Source organism: Micromonospora olivasterospora, from assembly GCF_007830265.1.
Classification (GTDB): domain Bacteria; phylum Actinomycetota; class Actinomycetes; order Mycobacteriales; family Micromonosporaceae; genus Micromonospora; species Micromonospora olivasterospora.
The window spans coordinates 5,532,786-5,548,058 of sequence record NZ_VLKE01000001.1 but is presented as its reverse complement, the minus strand read 5'-3'; the positions used below and the strand labels follow the sequence as shown (position 1 = coordinate 5,548,058).

At 69.0% G+C, this 15,273-nt stretch carries 12 protein-coding genes and 1 pseudogene; 6 read left to right on the top strand and 7 right to left on the bottom strand.

The window, feature by feature from the left end; all coding sequences use genetic code 11:
* Nucleotides 1-546 precede the first annotated feature (546 nt).
* Genes JD77_RS25475 through JD77_RS25465 form a run of 3 tightly spaced genes read right to left on the bottom strand, consistent with a single transcriptional unit; the run spans nt 547 to nt 1,276 of the window.
* On the bottom strand, nt 547-798 hold the full coding sequence (locus JD77_RS25475; RefSeq protein ID WP_145776493.1) for a flavin reductase: 252 nt from the start codon (nt 796-798) through the stop codon (nt 547-549).
* Nucleotides 798-1,094 carry a hypothetical protein gene (locus JD77_RS25470; protein ID WP_145776492.1) on the bottom strand — a complete coding sequence of 99 codons (297 nt, stop codon included), beginning with the start codon at nt 1,092-1,094 and terminating at the stop codon, nt 798-800. Before JD77_RS25470 ends, JD77_RS25475 begins: the two co-directional genes overlap by 1 nt.
* On the bottom strand, nt 1,091-1,276 hold the full coding sequence (locus tag JD77_RS25465; protein WP_145776491.1) for a hypothetical protein: 186 nt from the start codon (nt 1,274-1,276) through the stop codon (nt 1,091-1,093). The genes JD77_RS25470 and JD77_RS25465 overlap by 4 nt, the downstream gene beginning before the upstream one ends.
* Nucleotides 1,277-1,511: 235 nt before the next feature.
* Between JD77_RS25465 and JD77_RS25460 the strand changes: the two genes are divergently transcribed.
* Both JD77_RS25460 and JD77_RS25455 read left to right on the top strand, forming a co-directional pair.
* Nucleotides 1,512-2,330: a helix-turn-helix domain-containing protein gene (locus tag JD77_RS25460; protein WP_145776490.1), complete on the top strand. Its 819-nt coding sequence runs from the start codon at nt 1,512-1,514 to the stop codon at nt 2,328-2,330.
* The gene (locus JD77_RS25455; RefSeq protein WP_145776489.1) at nt 2,318-2,518 is read left to right on the top strand and encodes a DUF397 domain-containing protein; all 201 of its coding nucleotides are present in this window, start codon (nt 2,318-2,320) and stop codon (nt 2,516-2,518) included. The genes JD77_RS25460 and JD77_RS25455 overlap by 13 nt, the downstream gene beginning before the upstream one ends.
* Before the next feature lie 221 nt (nt 2,519-2,739).
* Here the strand turns inward: JD77_RS25455 and JD77_RS25450 are convergent, their stop codons facing one another.
* From JD77_RS25450 to JD77_RS25440, 3 genes and pseudogenes are all read right to left on the bottom strand, one after another.
* The gene (locus JD77_RS25450) at nt 2,740-3,129 is read right to left on the bottom strand and encodes a hypothetical protein (RefSeq protein WP_145776488.1); all 390 of its coding nucleotides are present in this window, start codon (nt 3,127-3,129) and stop codon (nt 2,740-2,742) included.
* 800 nt (nt 3,130-3,929) lie between these two features.
* Nucleotides 3,930-4,380 (bottom strand): annotated as a pseudogene (locus tag JD77_RS25445) (macro domain-containing protein); the annotation flags it as partial.
* Between the two features lie 203 nt (nt 4,381-4,583).
* Nucleotides 4,584-5,288, bottom strand: a complete 705-nt coding sequence (locus JD77_RS25440) for a VOC family protein (RefSeq protein WP_145776487.1) — start codon at nt 5,286-5,288, stop codon at nt 4,584-4,586.
* 66 nt (nt 5,289-5,354) lie between these two features.
* On the opposite strand from JD77_RS25440, the gene JD77_RS25435 reads away from it, so the two are divergent.
* The 4 genes from JD77_RS25435 to JD77_RS25405 all read left to right on the top strand — a co-directional run bounded on the left by JD77_RS25435 (nt 5,355) and on the right by JD77_RS25405 (nt 14,992).
* Complete coding sequence (locus JD77_RS25435) at nt 5,355-5,909, top strand: P-loop nucleotide/nucleoside kinase family protein (RefSeq protein ID WP_145776486.1); 555 nt, start codon at nt 5,355-5,357, stop codon at nt 5,907-5,909.
* A gap of 2,595 nt (nt 5,910-8,504) precedes the next feature.
* A complete protein-coding gene (locus tag JD77_RS32485; RefSeq protein ID WP_211372671.1) occupies nt 8,505-13,925 on the top strand; it encodes a hypothetical protein in 5,421 nt (1,806 codons plus the stop codon).
* A gap of 441 nt (nt 13,926-14,366) precedes the next feature.
* Complete coding sequence (locus JD77_RS25410) at nt 14,367-14,639, top strand: hypothetical protein (RefSeq protein WP_145776481.1); 273 nt, start codon at nt 14,367-14,369, stop codon at nt 14,637-14,639.
* A gap of 59 nt (nt 14,640-14,698) precedes the next feature.
* Nucleotides 14,699-14,992 carry a hypothetical protein gene (locus JD77_RS25405; RefSeq protein ID WP_145776480.1) on the top strand — a complete coding sequence of 98 codons (294 nt, stop codon included), beginning with the start codon at nt 14,699-14,701 and terminating at the stop codon, nt 14,990-14,992.
* A 34-nt stretch (nt 14,993-15,026) separates the two neighbouring features.
* Here JD77_RS25405 and JD77_RS25400 read toward each other — a convergent pair whose 3' ends face one another.
* Entirely contained in the window at nt 15,027-15,212 is a 186-nt protein-coding gene (locus JD77_RS25400; protein ID WP_211372670.1) for a GNAT family N-acetyltransferase, read from the bottom strand.
* Nucleotides 15,213-15,273 lie beyond the last annotated feature (61 nt).

Genomic DNA, 15,273 nt, shown 5'->3' with positions numbered 1-15,273 from the left:
CAACGTATTGCCAACCCATCGGCATCCGCAAGACATCGACGGATAAACCAGGTAACGATCCGGCAATGCCGGCGACACCGCAGGTGCGCCGACCCGCCTGTCATCGCGGCACCGGATGACGTCCGCGCCGGTCTGCCGGACGGCACAGAGGACACGGACCCCACCGCCACGGCGTGATCAGCATCGGATGGCCGCGCACAAGGCGCCACCGTCCGTAGCCGCCGGGACATGCCAGGGCCGGCGTGAAGCACAACACCTCATCGCGCCCAGGCAAGACGCCCGTGCCGGTAGGCCAGTCGCGGTGCGGCCGATACCGGACGGAGCCCGCCGCCCGAAAGCTTGCGCGATTCAGCAACGAATGGCAGGTTGAGCTGGCAACATCCACTGACCGGCCACTCAGGCTTGTCCCCCCGGATGAGGTCGGCCCGGGCCGTTGCGCGCGACGACGCATTGGGCGGGTGAGTGGGGCCCGGTGCCGCTGGTTGCCGCCGGCTGCACCGGGCCCCACTCGTTTCGGGTGGGAGCAAGGTTTTCGGCCGTCGGCTCTCAGCCCCGGGCTCGCGCCCAGGTGAGGAAGCGGTCGGTCAGGTCCGGTGGTACCGCCTGGTCGTGGAGTTGGGCGAACTGGTCGCGGGCCTCGGCCATGAGGGTGCTCAGGTAGATGACGAGCGCGGTGCGGTTGCCGCGGTACTCGCTGAGCAGGGACAGTCGGGCGGGTTGGCAGGGCCACTCGGCGCCGCAGTTGCGGCACCGCCACAGCGGGCGCATGGGGGTGTGCGGGATTGTCGCCCGGGCCATCAGCGCAGCCTCCGTGCGACGGCGCGTGCCTCTTCGTCGGTCAGGGGCAGGAACCACAGGAAACGTTTGACGATCTCGGGCGGTTCGGGGCCTTCGGGCCGGCCGCGCAGGTCGCGGATGGCCTGTCGGGTCAGCAGGCTGAAGCCGGGCAGGAGCGCCCGACGCAGGGCGGCGTCGATAGGTAGGTTCGTCCACGTCGGGCAAGGCCAGGGCTGCGCGCACGCCGCGCAGATCCAGTGCGGGCCGGCCGCGTGGTGGTCGGCGACGCGGACGACGGCGGGCAGGCGGGCCCTCACGAGTGCCGCCCGCCGTTCGCCCGCCACTGCTGCGCCGGGGTGAGCCGGCCGGCGCGGCCGGGGTCGCTGGTCGGGAAGACGTCGGTCGACTGCGTCATCCAGTTCGGCAGGTTCCTGCCGCGCTGCCGCCTGGGCAGCGACGGCAGGGCCTTCGTTCGGCAGCGGAACCAGTGGATACGCACATCGACCTCCTCGGTTGGCTGGAAAGGGGCCGCCCCGCACTGGGAAAACCGGGACGGCCCCCGGGACGGAGTCCGCCTCAGCCATCTCTCGGCGTGTAGCGGGTCCGCATACGTGACAGTCTGCTTAGGACGCCGCTACTGTCGGAACGCGCGCGTCGCATCCGCGCAGGTCGGAAGGGCGGATGGGCGCTCCTGCAAGTCTCGCCGGCAACATCGAGCAGGAATTGGGGAAGTGATGGCGACCGCCAGCGACTACGTGCTCAACGAACTTCGGCTGCTCCGAGCGTCGCTCGGACTGAGTCAGGAGGAGTTCGGCCGGACCATCGGCTACTCCGGCTCCCATGTCAGCTCCGTGGAGACGGGTGGACGTCCGCCGACGAAGGAGTACATGGAGGCCGTCGACCGCGCGCACGATCCCGCGTACCAGCCCGGCCGGGAGGGCCGGTTCATGCGGATGCTGCGCGACCTGGCCAAGCTGGACGTGACGCCGACCTGGCTGCGCGAGTGGATCCAGTTCGAGCGCGAGGCGACCACCCTGCGGTGGTTCGAGCTGGCGTACGTCCCCGGTCTGCTCCAGACCGAGCGGTACGCCCGCGCCACCCTCGCCGGCGGCCGCTTCGACGCCGACGAGGTCGAGCGGATCGTGGCGTCCCGGCTGGAGCGCCAGGCCATCCTGACCAGCGAGAAGCCCCCGCAGCTCATCGCCGTACTGGACGAAGGGATACTGCGCCGGCCCGTGCTCGACCAGCCGGGCCTCATGGCGGAGCAGTGCGAGCACCTGCTCGCGCTGGCGGCCCGGGAGCACGTCCAGGTGCACGTCGTGCCGGTCGACGCGGGGATGTACCTCGGGCTGGCTGGGCAGTTCATCATCGCCGACCTGCCGGACGGCGCGCGCGTCGCGCATGCCGACAACCAGCTCAAGGTGGAGATCGTCGATGCCCCCGTGGATGTCGCTAAGCTGGCAAGGACGTGGGAGATCGTGCGGAACGAGGCGCTCCCCCGCCGGCAGTCAATCGAGCTGATCAAGGAAGTGACGAAGTCATGGACGTGCTGACCCCTCAGTGGCGGAAGTCGACGAAGTCCGGCGGCAACGGCGGGTCCTGCGTCGAGGTGGCCGACAACCTGCCGGGCGTGGTGCTGGTGCGCGACACCAAGGACCGCGACGGCGGCACCCTCCACTTCGGCCCGCGGTCGTGGCGGGCGTTCGTCGGCTTGGCCAAGGAGATCGGCCCCGTGGGCTGATCTGTCCGGAACGCGTGAAGGCCCCCAGCGTGACGCTGGGGGCCTTCACGTCGTAGCCGTTGCGCTCGATGACCACGCCGCTGACGGTCACGGCGACCAGCCGGCCGATGGGTCGCAGTTGTACGACGCGGTCGCGCCACCCACGCCGACGGTGAGGAGCCTGGAGGACCGGCTGCCTTGACTTCCTCTGCCCCCTGAAGAGGGCAGATTCCTGGCGGCGCTCATGCGGCACGCCGGGTGGTTGACGCTTCGCAGGCCACAGGTGCGGGGCTCCACGTCCGTACACGACCAAGCCCGGCCGCATGAACCGTGCTGCTGCCGCCGTGCCAGAAATCGAGATGGAGCTCACCTGGGGTGGTGCGGTTGACACGGTTTGCCGCCAGCGGAATGCGCAGGTCCTGGCAGCCGGTGGTGATGGTCCGATTGTCGCCGGCGAGGGTGAGACCGGTCAGTCCGGATCGAACGCCGCCGAGAGTGAGCCGGATGTCGGACTCCTCGCCGCCGCGCTCTCCCCGGATCCGCAACACCAGGTGCGTGTAGTCGGTCAGGCTGCGGTCGACGTAGCTCCCGAACCAGCCGTTGTCCTCGTACCTGAGCCAAGAGCGCCCCACCCGTGACCGCGCAACGGGCGAACCCCTCACACCCGGTGGTCTTTCCCAGATCGTTGCGGCCGTGACCGTCGGTCCATGCCGGATTACCGTGGAAGTTGTCGAGCAGTATCGGCTGTGCGGTCGGTCGGGGCGCCGGTGGTGCCGCACCCTGCGGCAGTCGGCGTCGGGACGGGGCCGGCGGGGGTGGTACCGCCGTCGGCCTTCGGTGGCGTATCCGAAGGCCCGGCGGCGGTGGGGGCGAGAAGTGCTGCCGAGTCCGCCGGGTCGACGGTCGACTCGGAGGAAAGGTCGCTATCTCCGGTCCATAGGTACTCCTGCCGCTCGACGCGCCCGAGATCGCCCTTGCCCCTGTCGCCGACGCTGGCCATGCACACGCCGAGTACCGCCAGGGGCGCCAGGAAGCTGACGACGAGAAAAACCGCACCCCGTCGCGCCGCCTTGGTTCGTTGCGTGACTGGTGAGCGGGTCTGCATCCGGAGGGGGGAGGACGGGTGCCGGGCAGCGTATCCGCGGCCGCGGGCTTCCCGTTGGGATTGGTCGTACCAGGTCATCGTATGTCACCTGACCTACGTGGACGGGGTCTCACATCGAGCACGGCTGCCGGTCAGCATCCGTTCACCACCGCGGTAACCCGGCGATGTGACGACTGTGGCGGGAGCATCCTCTCGACCGAAGGCTCGCAGGGTCGCGGTACGGACGTTGCCCGCCCCGCCGAGGTGCAGGAGCACCGCGGTGGCGGTTTCGTCCGTCGGGCGCCTCGACGACGGCCACGAGGTCGTACGGACCGACGGTCCAACAAATATTCGGGTGACGGCCGTGGGCGTTGAACGGACCGTGTCGACGGCGATGCGGGCGGCTTCGTCGGGCGGGAACCCGTAGACACCTGTGGCGATGGCCGGGAAGGCGACCGTCCGCGCCCGGAGCTCGTCGGCCACCTGCAGGCTGCGGCGGTAGTAGGAGGCCAACACCTCCGCCTCGCCGTAGCTGCCGCCCTCCCAGACCGGGGCCGACGGTGTGGATGATGTGCCGTACCGGCGGGTCGAGGTCGAAAGCCGGGGCCGCCTTGGCGTCGCCGAGGTCGCACGGCGCGATCGCCGAGCCGGCCTGCGCCAGTCGGGGCCCGGCCGTCCGGCGAATCGCGCCGTCGACCCCGCCACCGCCGAGCAGTGAGTCGTTCGCGGCGGCCACAATGGCGTCGACCGGCCCGCATTCTTGGACACTTACCGTTCGACGCGAACGACAAGTGTCCAAGATCCGGCTGGATGCCGCCGTGCTGGCGGGTGATGTCGCCGAGTGCGCCTTCGAGGTGGAGATGGCTGATCGTCGCATTCAACCGGCCCTCGGTGGTGCCGGGGTGTCCGGCTGGTGGGATGAACCGCGGCGGACGGCGCGCGGAGGGACGCGGTCCGGCAGCGAGCCGCCCTGGCTCACCGGGCAATCCAGCCGCGCTGTGGTCAGTTCCCTCTGACGCAGAACTCGTTGCCGTCGGGATCGGCCAGCACAACGGTGCCGTCCTCACCGACCTCGAGCTGAGTCGCTCCGACGGAGATCAGCCGGTCGACCTCCGCCTGCTGGTCACTGCCGACCGGGGCGAGGTCGAAGCGCTGCCGGTTCCGCCCCTCTTTCGGGGCCACGGGCGGGCCTCCCCACGCGACCTTCGTGCCGCCGTGCGGTGACTGGATCGCGGTCTCCTGATCCTGGTCCCACACCAGCGGCCAGCCCAGCGCCTCGCTCCAGAAGAGGCCGACCTCCCGGGTGCCGTCGCAGGCGAGCTCGCCGAGCAGGCCGCACCCGGCGAGAAAGCCGTTGCCCGGCTCGATCACGCAGAACTCGTTGCCCTCCGGGTCGGCCAGAACGACGTGACCCTCCTCGGGGCGCTGCCCGACGTCGAGGTGGCCGGCGCCGAGCCCCAGCGCCGTCGCCACCTTGTGCTGCTGGTCCTCGGGGCTGGCACTGGTCAGGTGGAAGTGCATGCGGTTCAGCCCCACCTTCTCCGCGCGGCTCGGGACGAACCGGAGGCTGAGCTGGGCGTCATCGCCCGGCAGGAGAGCGCCGCCGGCGTCCTCGACAACCTCCCGGCCGAGCACGCCGGCCCAGAACCGAGCCAGGCGGGCCGCGTCGTGCGCGTCGATGGTCACTGCCAGCAGTCGCGAGAGCATCAGCACACCGTAGGCGCGGGCCAGCACCACAACAACGCAATTAGTCGAGCGATGTATAACAAGGCGATGGGTACGACCCCGACGCTTGTCGTCGTCAGCGGACCGTCAGGCGTTGGCAAGACGACCCTCGCCCACCTGCTCGCCCGACGGATCGGTTGTCCGGCGATCTGCCGGGATGAGATCAAGGAGGGGATGGTCCACGCGGCCGGCGAGTTCACCGCCGGACCGAGCGACGAACTGACCCTGCGGACCCTGCCCACGTTCTTCAACGTGCTGCAGGTGCTCCTCACCGCAGGCGTCACCACGGTCGCCGAGGCGGCCTTCCAGGACCGCCTCTGGCGCCCCGGCCTGCAGCCGTTCCTCGGGATCGCCGACATCCGGGTCGTGCACTGCCGGGTCGGCGCACCGACGGCCCTCGACCGCATCCAGCGACGGCAGGGCGAGAACGCGACCCGGCGTGCCCACGCCGACGCGTACCTCGGCGACCGCCAGACCCATGCCGTCGGACACCACGGCTTCCAGCCCGTCCGGCTCGACGTGCCCGAGATCGAGGTGGACACCAGCCACGGCTACCGTCCCGGGCTCGACGAGATAGTCACCTTCGTGAACGCCGGACGATGAACCGCTTTTCGCGACGGTTCGCCGGCCACACCGAGTCGAGCTTGCTGGTCGGCTCGATGATCCTGGCCAGCGCCGCAGCGACGCGCGGCATCCCTGCGCCAAACCATGGGGACGAAACGGTCAAGCCGACGCGGACGACGAGGGATCAAAGCCCCCCGGACGCCGATACGCCGAATCACAGTGGACAAACCCGGGTCGACAATCGCCTGGTGGCGGCGTTCGACGGTGCCACTGCCACTGCCCGCACGGACACAGGGTGCATTCATGGCGTGACCTGGTACGCCCATCGGCTCGGCTCCAATGTCGTCGCGCTGGCCCGTAGCCTCTCGAAACCCCGACGCTCGCCGACGCAATCGACCGGCGAGGGCGGGAGGGGCTCGGGTCGCCGCCGCCCTCCGTCCACGGTTAGCCTACTGTGAGGGGCGCATAGCGGAAGGTGATCTACGTCTGTGGTGGCGGTGGAGGCGTCGGTCGGATCGTGGGGCGAGGTGTTGGGGTTTTGGCCGCCGGGCGCAGGGCGGTGCCGAGGCCATCGTCGACGAGGTGGTCGGGGGCTGGGGTGGGCGGTCTGCGCGGCTGACTGATCCGCGCTGGGTGCCCCTGTTTCGGGGCAGGAAGGGGAGCGTTGCGCGTTGGCCGCCGCCGTTCCGACCCTTGAGCTCAACGAGAGCGCGTTGCAGGCTTTGGAAAAGTTCACCGGGATGAGGGTGTCCCGGGCGGAGCTGCCGTTGTTGCGGGATGACATCGGCGCGTTGGAAACGCTGGCGGGTCGGGTGCGTACGGTGCTGGGTCCGTTGCTGGAGCAGACGATCAGGGCGGTCCGGCAGGCGGGGGAGGGTGAGGCCTTCGACCGGTTCGTGGCGCAGACGGCTCCGTTTGTGAGGAAGATGGCCGAGACGGCTGACCTGATGCTCGCCGTGGTCGAGGCGGAGAAGAAGTTCTTCGTGGAGACGGAGGTCGGCAAGCGTACGGCGTTGGCCATGTTCAACTTCATGATTGCCGAGTTCGCCGTCGCCGCGGCGATGTGGTTCTGGAATCCCGTGGGGGCGGCGGCGCACATCGCCCAGACGCGGACGATCATTCAGGCGATCCTGCGTTCGGCGTTGGTGCGGTCGGCGGCGAGCGGCACGGCTATGCAGATGTTGTTCATGCCGGGTTCTGCGCTGCTGGCCGAGGTGTCGATGATGACCGACGGTCTGCAGCCCGGGGTGAACTGGTCGACGATCGGTAAGCAGGCGGCGTTCGCGGGGGCGGCGGCGTTCCTGACCACGGTGGGCGGGCCGGCGTTGGGCAGGGCCGCTGGCGTTGTCGCGGGCGCGGTCGGCAAGCTCGCCGTGTCGGATGCCACCAAGAATCTGCTGACCGATGTGCTGTCGCGGCCGGTGACGGAGACCCTCGGGGAGGGGCTGTTCGGTATCGGCGCCAGCTTGATGGTCGAGGGGTACTACGACCCCATTAATCTTGGTGCGGACCTCATGTCCGGGGCGTTGTCGGGGGCAGGGGGATCGGTCGCGGCCGCGGCCGGGGCCGCGGCCGGTCGCGCCATGAATCGGCCCCGGGTGCAGGTGCCTCACATCGGTCTCACGTCGGACGGTAGGCCGGTCATGCCGGTGGGGCCGACACCGGTGGGTGGGGACACGTCCGCCGGGTATCAGGCTGGGGTCGACGACCCGAAGCCTGCGGTGACCGGCGCGCAGACCCCGCCGCCCCCGCCGCTGCTGCTGCTGCTGCCGGCGTCGAACCTGCCCGCGCCGAAGCTGGACCTGCCCGCGCCGCACCTGGATCTGTCGGTGCCGTCGTGGTCGGTGCCGTCGTGGTCGGTGCCGTCGTGGTCGGTGCCGGCTGCGCCGGTGCCGGCGTGGGTCGCGGCAGCGGGTGGGCCGGTGGTGAAGCAGTGGCAGCGGTTCCAGCAGGAACTGGCGGACCACTACGGTGGGTTGTTGGCCGGGACGGGGCAGGCGCGGCAGTTCCTGGCCGGGCTGCCCGTGCCGGTCGAGCAGGTGTTCACCGAGTGGGCCGACGCCCGGCAGAACGACCCGGCCGTCCCCGTTTTCCTGTCTCAGGTCGGTCTGCCCGCCACCGCCCTCACCGACCAGTTCCTGTTCGGTGTCCGGGACCGGGCGGTCGCCCGGATCACCGAAACCCTCGCGGGGCAGGTCCCGGCGGGTGGGCAGATCCCGGCGGCGGTACGCCCGGAGCAGGTTGTCGCCGCGCTGCCCGGGGAGTTCGACCGGCAGGCGTTGCGTTCGATCGCGCACCTGGCCGTCCAGCACCACCTCGACCAGCACTTCACCACGGGCACACCGGCGACCGCCCCCTGCCAGGCGGCGTCGTCCCGCCAGGGGGCGTCGTCCCGCCAGGGGCTGCTGGCGCGCCGGGGGCCGCTGGCGTGCCGGGGGCGGCTGGCGTGCCGGGGGTTCCGGGGCGGCGACACCGCAGTCGGAGGTCGTGCGCGCCGCAGTCGAGCGGGAGGTGCGGGCCCATGTGGACCGGAGCCTCGACGCGATCCTCGGCGCCACCCCCCTACCCGCCGCACCACTGACCGCACCAGTGGCCGTGCCGCCGGCTGCGGTGGCCAGGCCCGACGCCGCACAGGTGAGCACCGTGGCGGACGTGGTCCGGCAGGCGGTCACCGACCTGCCCGCCCGGGTCACGGCCGCGGCCATCCCCGACACCACCGCACCACACACCACCGCACCGGACACCACCCCTTCCGGCACGGACGCCTCGGCACACCGGCGTACCGACGCGCTGCCAGTGCCGGTGACTTCCGAGCAGCACACCGCAACAGCGACCAGGCTGGCAGAAACCCAGTTCACCGCCCTGGCCCGCAAGTACGACGTCGCCCCGGGCAGCCACGACGCCCTCGCCGGACCCTTCAAACGGGACTGGGTCGACGGATACCACCAGGTACTCGCCCAGGCCACCGGCAACGCCACGCCCAGTACCCCCAGTGCCGATGGCACGCCGATCCACGCCAGTGACGGTGCCAGTGACACGGCGTCGGTCAGTGACATGTCTGTCTTCAGCGATGACATGTTCGACCGCGACCGCTTCAGCCACACAAGTACGACCAGTGACGTCTCCTTGCCGGACGCGCCGATCAGTGGCGACGCCGGCGGCGGTGAGCCGGCCGTCGCGGAAACCGGGCCGGCGGCGGCGATGATCGAGTCTGGAAAGCCGGTCGCCGGGTGGGTCGCCCGGGCGCAGGCGTCTGCTGGCAACAGCGGTGACTCGTGGTGGTGCGTGGCGGGCACTCTTGATGAGTTCACCGCCGTGTACGGGCGGTTGGGTAACCGTGCGGTGTTCGACGACCGGATCATCGGGCCGGATGGTCGGCTCGCGCCCACCATGGGTTGGCCGCAACTGATGGAGATCCTCGACACGGTACCCGAGCGTGTCGCCCACCCCGACGGGGTCTCAGGAGAGGACGTGCTGGCCGCGTTGCGGACGGCGCCAGGATCGATGGTCGTGGTCAGGGCCGCGCCACCGAACGAACCGCAGCACGTGTTCGCCCTCTACAGCCAGCCGCAGAAGTCCGGGCTGCCGAGAATCCAGGTGCGGGACTCTCTGGCCCCCGGCAGCGTCGACCGACCCGAGCCGAACGATGCGATACGTGATCCGTGGCTGCGACACCTGTTCGCATCGAGTACCCTGCTGGCGGCGTTCGACGGGGCCGGGCGGCCCGCCACGATCGCGGATCTGCTGCCCGGCCAGACCGCCGGCCACCCGGGGCCGACCACGACCGGCGCCGACGTCAGCGCGGCCCTGCTCGCCTCCACCACCCCACCCCGCGGCCCGTCCCAGGCGATGCGGGCAGACACCACCTCCCCCGACCCCTCCCTCGGGCAGCCATCCGGTCCAGCGGAGAATGACGGTCTGTCTGGTATTGACCTGGCGCTTATTGACCAGGCATTCCAGGACGTGATGGACCTGGGCCCGGGTCGGATGGGCACGCCGGTCATCGATGAAGACTGGGCGCCGGGGGGTACCGATCAGGACGACTCTTCGTATCCGCCGCACGGGGTGTCCGGAATGGATGTCGCATGGACGCCGCCGATGGTGGGAAACGACGCGACCGCACCGGTTGAGTGGAATGCGCAAACCTACGACCTGACTTCACTTGACCCGGCCCTTCTTGACCCGGCCCTTCTTGACCCGGCCCTTCTTGACCCGGCATCCACGTCGGGGGATCTATTGATGCCGGACCTGGGCCTGGATCGGATGGGCACGCCGACCATCGATGAAGACTGGGCGCCGGGGGGTACCGATCAGGACGACTCTTCGTATCCGCCGCACGGGGTATCCGGGATGGATGTCGCATGGACGCCGCCGATGGTGGGAAACGACGCGACCGCACCGGTTGAGTGGAATGCGCAAACCTACGACCTGACTTCACTTGACCCGGCCCTTCTTGACCCGGCCCTTCTTGACCCGGCCCTTCTTGACCCGGCATCCACGTCGGGGGATCTATTGATGCCGGACCTGGGCCTGGATCGGATGGGCACGCCGACCATCGATGAAGACTGGGCGCCGGGGGGTACCGATCAGGACGACTCTTCGTATCCGCCGCACGGGGTATCCGGAATGGATGTCGCATGGACGCCGCCGATGGTGGGAAACGACGCGACCGCACCGGTTGAGTGGAATGCGCAAACCTACGACCTGACTTCACTTGACCCGGCCCTTCTTGACCCGGCCCTTCTTTACCCGGCATCCACGTCGGGGGATCTATTGATGCCGGACCCGGGTCTGGAAGGGGTGGATCTGTCGCCTGTTCCCGCTCCTGTTCCGTTTCCTTCCGTGCCGGCCGGGTTGCTGCGGTCAGGCGAGTGGGACCGGTTGTTCACGCGATTCTCGCGGGCGATGGGGCTTGGGTTCGCGACGGGTGAGGATGAGCGGACACGGATGCGAGGAGCTGGGGATGTGCGCCATCGTCTGCGGGTGGAGTTCGATCCCCTGATCGACCGAACCGACTTCGCTGAAAGGAACGGTTTGTCCCCGGCAGACGTGGCGACGCTGCGGCAGGCTCTCGACGCGCACGGGACGTCTGCTCCGCACCTGAAGGAGGCGCTGCTACGCCTAATGTCCGAGGTGTACGAGGTCAACATCATCCTGGCCTCGGCCGGATCCCTATTTCACGACAACTATGGTTCTGCGCCCTCGTACCCGAGGATGGTCGCACTGGACCTCTCCGACACCACGATCATGCCCGACCCGGCGTCTCTGCACCCGGAGGCATTGATACCGTCCTCTACAGCCCGACCGGCAATCCCGCACCCTTTACCACAGCCACCCGCACCCGCACCCGCACCCGCACCCGCACCCGCACCCGCAGCATCACTACCAGAACCGCCACAGCACGTGGTCAAGTGGCGGCCCGGCGATGGTGGCCCCACCACCCTGCGCGAATACCTGGAGACACTAAACCTCCCCACCGGGGTATCCCTGAACCCCAACGGACAAAAAAGGCTGACGCCGGGGATGAACAAATGGGTGAAAGCCTGGGTACAGGGCCTGCAGTACGAGCCCACCACCCCTGACGGCCCCCCCTACACCCAGAAGGCGGTAGCCGAACTGTCCGGCAACCTGATCACCCACGGAACGGTCGGGAAATGGTGGGAAGAGGTGGTGCCGCCGCCGCGGCCGGACGTGGTCAATTGGCGGCCCGGCGATGGTGGCCCCACCACCCTACGCGAATACCTGGAGACACTAAACCTCCCCACCGGGGTATCCCTGAACCCCGACAGCCGGGGAAGGCTGACGCCGGGGATGAAAAAGTGGGTGAAAGCCTGGGTACAGGGCCTGCAGTACGAGCCCACCACCCCTGACGGCCCCACCTACACCCAGAAGGCGGTAGCCGAACTGTCCGGCAACCTGATCAACCAACAAACGGTCGGGGAATGGTGGAACGAGGTGACGGCGTGGCTGCCCCCGCCGCGGCCGGACGTGGTAAATTGGCGGCCCCGCGATGGTGGCCACACCACCCTGCGCGAATACCTGGAGACACTAAACCTCCCCACCGGGGTATCCCTGAACCCCGACGGAAAGGGAAATCTGACGCCGAGGATGAAAAAGTGGGTGAAAGCCTGGGTACAGGGCCTGCAGTACGAGTCCACCACCCCTGACGGCCCCCCCTACACCCAGAAGGCGGTAGCCGAACTGTCCGGCAACCTGATCGCCCAAGCAACGGTCGGGGAATGGTGGAACGAGGTGACGGCGTCGCTGCCCCCGCCGCGGCCGGACGTGGTCAATTGGCGGCCCCGCGATGGTGGCCACACCACCCTACGCAAATACCTGGAGACACTAAACCTCCCCACCGGGGTATCCCTGAACCCCGACGGAAAGGGAAGGCTGACGCCGGGGATGAACAAATGGGTCAAAGCCTGGGCACAGGGACTGAAGTACGAGACCAACCCTGACGGCCACCCCTACACCCAGGAGGCGGTAGCCGAACTGTCCGGCAACCTGACCAGCCGCCGAACGGTCGGGACTTGGTGGAACGAGGTGAGGGCGTCGCTGCCCCCGCCGCGGCCGGACGTGGTCAATTGGCGGCCCCGCGATGGTGGCCACACCACCCTACGCGAATACCTGGAGACACTAAACCTCCCCACCGGGGTATCCCTGAACCCCGACGGAAAGGGAAGGCTGACGCCGGGGATGAACGAGTGGATGAAAGCCTGGGTACAGGGCCTGCAGTACGAGCCCACCACCCCTGACGGCCCCACCTACACCCAGAAGGCGGTAGCCGAACTGTCCGGCAACCTGATCAACCAACAAACGGTCGGGAATTGGTGGAAGGAGGTGAGGGCGCTGCCCCCGCCGCGGCCGGACGTGGTCAATTGGCGGCCCCGCGATGGTGGCCCCACCACCCTACGCGAATACCTCGAGACACTAAACCTCCCGACCGGGGTATCCCTGAACCCCGACAGCCGGGGAAGGCTGACGCCGGGGATGAACGAATGGGTCAAAGCCTGGGCACAGGGACTGAAGTACAAGACCAACCCTGACGGCCACCCCTACACGCAGGAGGCGGTAGCCGAACTGTCCGGCAACCTGATCACCCAACAAACGGTCGGGGATTGGTGGGAAGAGGTGGCGCCGCCGCCGCCGCCGGACGTGGTCAATTGGCGGCCCCGCGATGGTGGCCCCACCACCCTACGCGAATACCTGGAGACACTAAACCTCCCCACCGGGGAATCCCTGAACGCCGACGGACAGGGAAATCTGACGCTGGGGATGAACAAATGGGTGAAAGCCTGGGCACAGGGACTGAAGTACGAGACCACCCCTGACGGCCACCCCTACACGCAGGAGGCGGTAGCCGAACTGTCCGGCAACCTGATCACCCAACAAGCGGTCGGGAAATGGTGGAGAAAGGTCGGAACGGCGCCGCCGCCGGACGTGGTCAATTGGCGGCCCCGCGATGGTGGCCACACCACCCTACGCGAATACCTGGAGACACTAAACCTCCCCACCGGGGTATCCCTGAACCCCAACGGAAAGAAAAAGCTGACGCCGGGGATGAGCAAATGGGTGAAAGCCTGGGCACAGGGCCTGCAGTACGAGCCCACCACCCCTGACGGCCCCACCTACACCCAGAAGGCGGTAGCCGAACTGTCCGGCAACCTGATCAACCAACAAACGGTCGGGGAATGGTGGAACGAGGTGACAGCGTCGCTGCCCACGCCGCGGCCGGACGTGGTCAATTGGCGGCCCCGCGATGGTGGCCCCACCACCCTACGCGAATACCTGGAGACACTAGACCTCCCCACCGGGGTATCCCTGAACCCCGACGGAAACGGAAGCCTGACGCCGGGGATGAACAAATGGGTCAAAGCCTGGGCACAGGGACTGAAGTACAAGACCAACCCTGACGGCCACCCCTACACCCAGGAGGCGGTAGCCGAACTGTCCGGCGACCTGATCAGCCGCCAAACGGTCGGGAGATATTGGAGGGAGGCGACGGGCGCCGTCGCCGCTGCCGCCGCCACCCGAAACGAGTCAAGGTCTTGAGTTGCCGCATAATTTGCACCTTCTGCTCTAGCCTGAATCCGTGGACCAAAGTGGTCCACTATGGCTGGAAACGGCGTGGAGATGTGATGAGAGTGCCCGCCAAGCTGGAATGATCGGGGGCGGTGTTCGGCCACCTGTTCGGGTAGCCGTCACGGATTCCCCTGTGGGAGCGCAGGGGTGCGCCCAAGCGGCGCCGAAGCTGAAGCCGAAGCTGACGAACGTGGTCCCAGTGCAGGTTCGAGACCTGCCCCCGTCACTTGCACGCCGGGGTAGCCCAACCGGCAGAGGCAGCCACGGTGCTCGGCGGCCGCCGCTGCCCGGGTACAACATGCCACTTTCCCCGCGACAGGTACGGCCGCTACGTCAAGAGCGCCGTCGACGCGCTCGCCGGGTACGAGACCCACCTCAGCAAGCGCGGGCCGTGGCTCGCCGTGCGAGCAGTTGCAGAACTACGCGCCGTGGCGGCTGGCGGCCGCGTACCAGGTTTGGCAGGACAAGCGGCGCGCGGCGCGACGGCCGGCGGACGAACCGATCGCGCTGTTCGGCCTGACCGGGTTGAACCAGCAGGCCAGGCCCATGGTGGCGGTCGAGTCCCGCGACGCTGCGCCTCGCCTGAGGATGATCTGGAGCGCGAGCAACGCCCGCCTCACCCGGGCCCTCTGGGAACGCCCCGCCGGCCTGAACGCCGCCCTGCTGGCCACCCGGGCGAGCTGACCCGGGCCGGCACCGATCGCGGTGCGAGCGGGCGCCTACCCGCGTGGGAGTATGCGTCCATGAGCGACGACGCGGCCGTCGACGTGAGCGCCCTGGCGATCAACGTCACCATCCCGGAAGGGCTCCGCTGGACCGACACCCGGCGCGGTGAGGAGTTCACGCTGACCACGCTCAACGTCCGGCTCCTCCCGGACGGGCGCCTCGCGGCGAAGGCCTACGGCCGGCCGACCGGCGGCGGTCGGGGCGCGTACGTCTCGTTCCCCGTGCCGGACAGGCCCGAGCTGGTGGCCCTGGTCGACACAGCCGCCAGCCGCGCCGGCGCGCTGTGGGCCGCCCACCGCGGTCTCAGCTGACGGCGCGACCGCGCCCGGCCCGGCTGCCCGACTCCTACAGCGTGAACCAGTAGCGGCGAGCAGGGCCGAACCTGGTGTCCCGGATGCCCTCAAGGACGCCACCGTGGTGCTCGATCGTCTTCGCCGAGGCGATGTTGTCGGCTGCGCACATGATCAGCACCCGGTCCAGGCCCAGCCCCCGCGCCTCGTCGAGCATCCGGCCCAAAGCCCAGGTGGCCATTCCGCGGCGGGGTGGCTGCCTGGCTGGTGGCCATGGGCGGTCGGCGGGCTGATAGGGGCCG

Coding starts and splice junctions, on each gene's coding strand:
- JD77_RS25475 (WP_145776493.1), bottom strand. CDS start 798: ATGGCCCGGGCGACAATCCCGCACACCCCCATGCGCCCGCTGTGGCGG.
- JD77_RS25460 (WP_145776490.1), top strand. CDS start 1,512: ATGGCGACCGCCAGCGACTACGTGCTCAACGAACTTCGGCTGCTCCGA.
- JD77_RS25455 (WP_145776489.1), top strand. CDS start 2,318: ATGGACGTGCTGACCCCTCAGTGGCGGAAGTCGACGAAGTCCGGCGGC.
- JD77_RS25440 (WP_145776487.1), bottom strand. CDS start 5,288: ATGCTCTCGCGACTGCTGGCAGTGACCATCGACGCGCACGACGCGGCC.
- JD77_RS25435 (WP_145776486.1), top strand. CDS start 5,355: ATGGGTACGACCCCGACGCTTGTCGTCGTCAGCGGACCGTCAGGCGTT.
- JD77_RS25405 (WP_145776480.1), top strand. CDS start 14,699: ATGAGCGACGACGCGGCCGTCGACGTGAGCGCCCTGGCGATCAACGTC.
- JD77_RS25400 (WP_211372670.1), bottom strand. CDS start 15,212: ATGGCCACCTGGGCTTTGGGCCGGATGCTCGACGAGGCGCGGGGGCTG.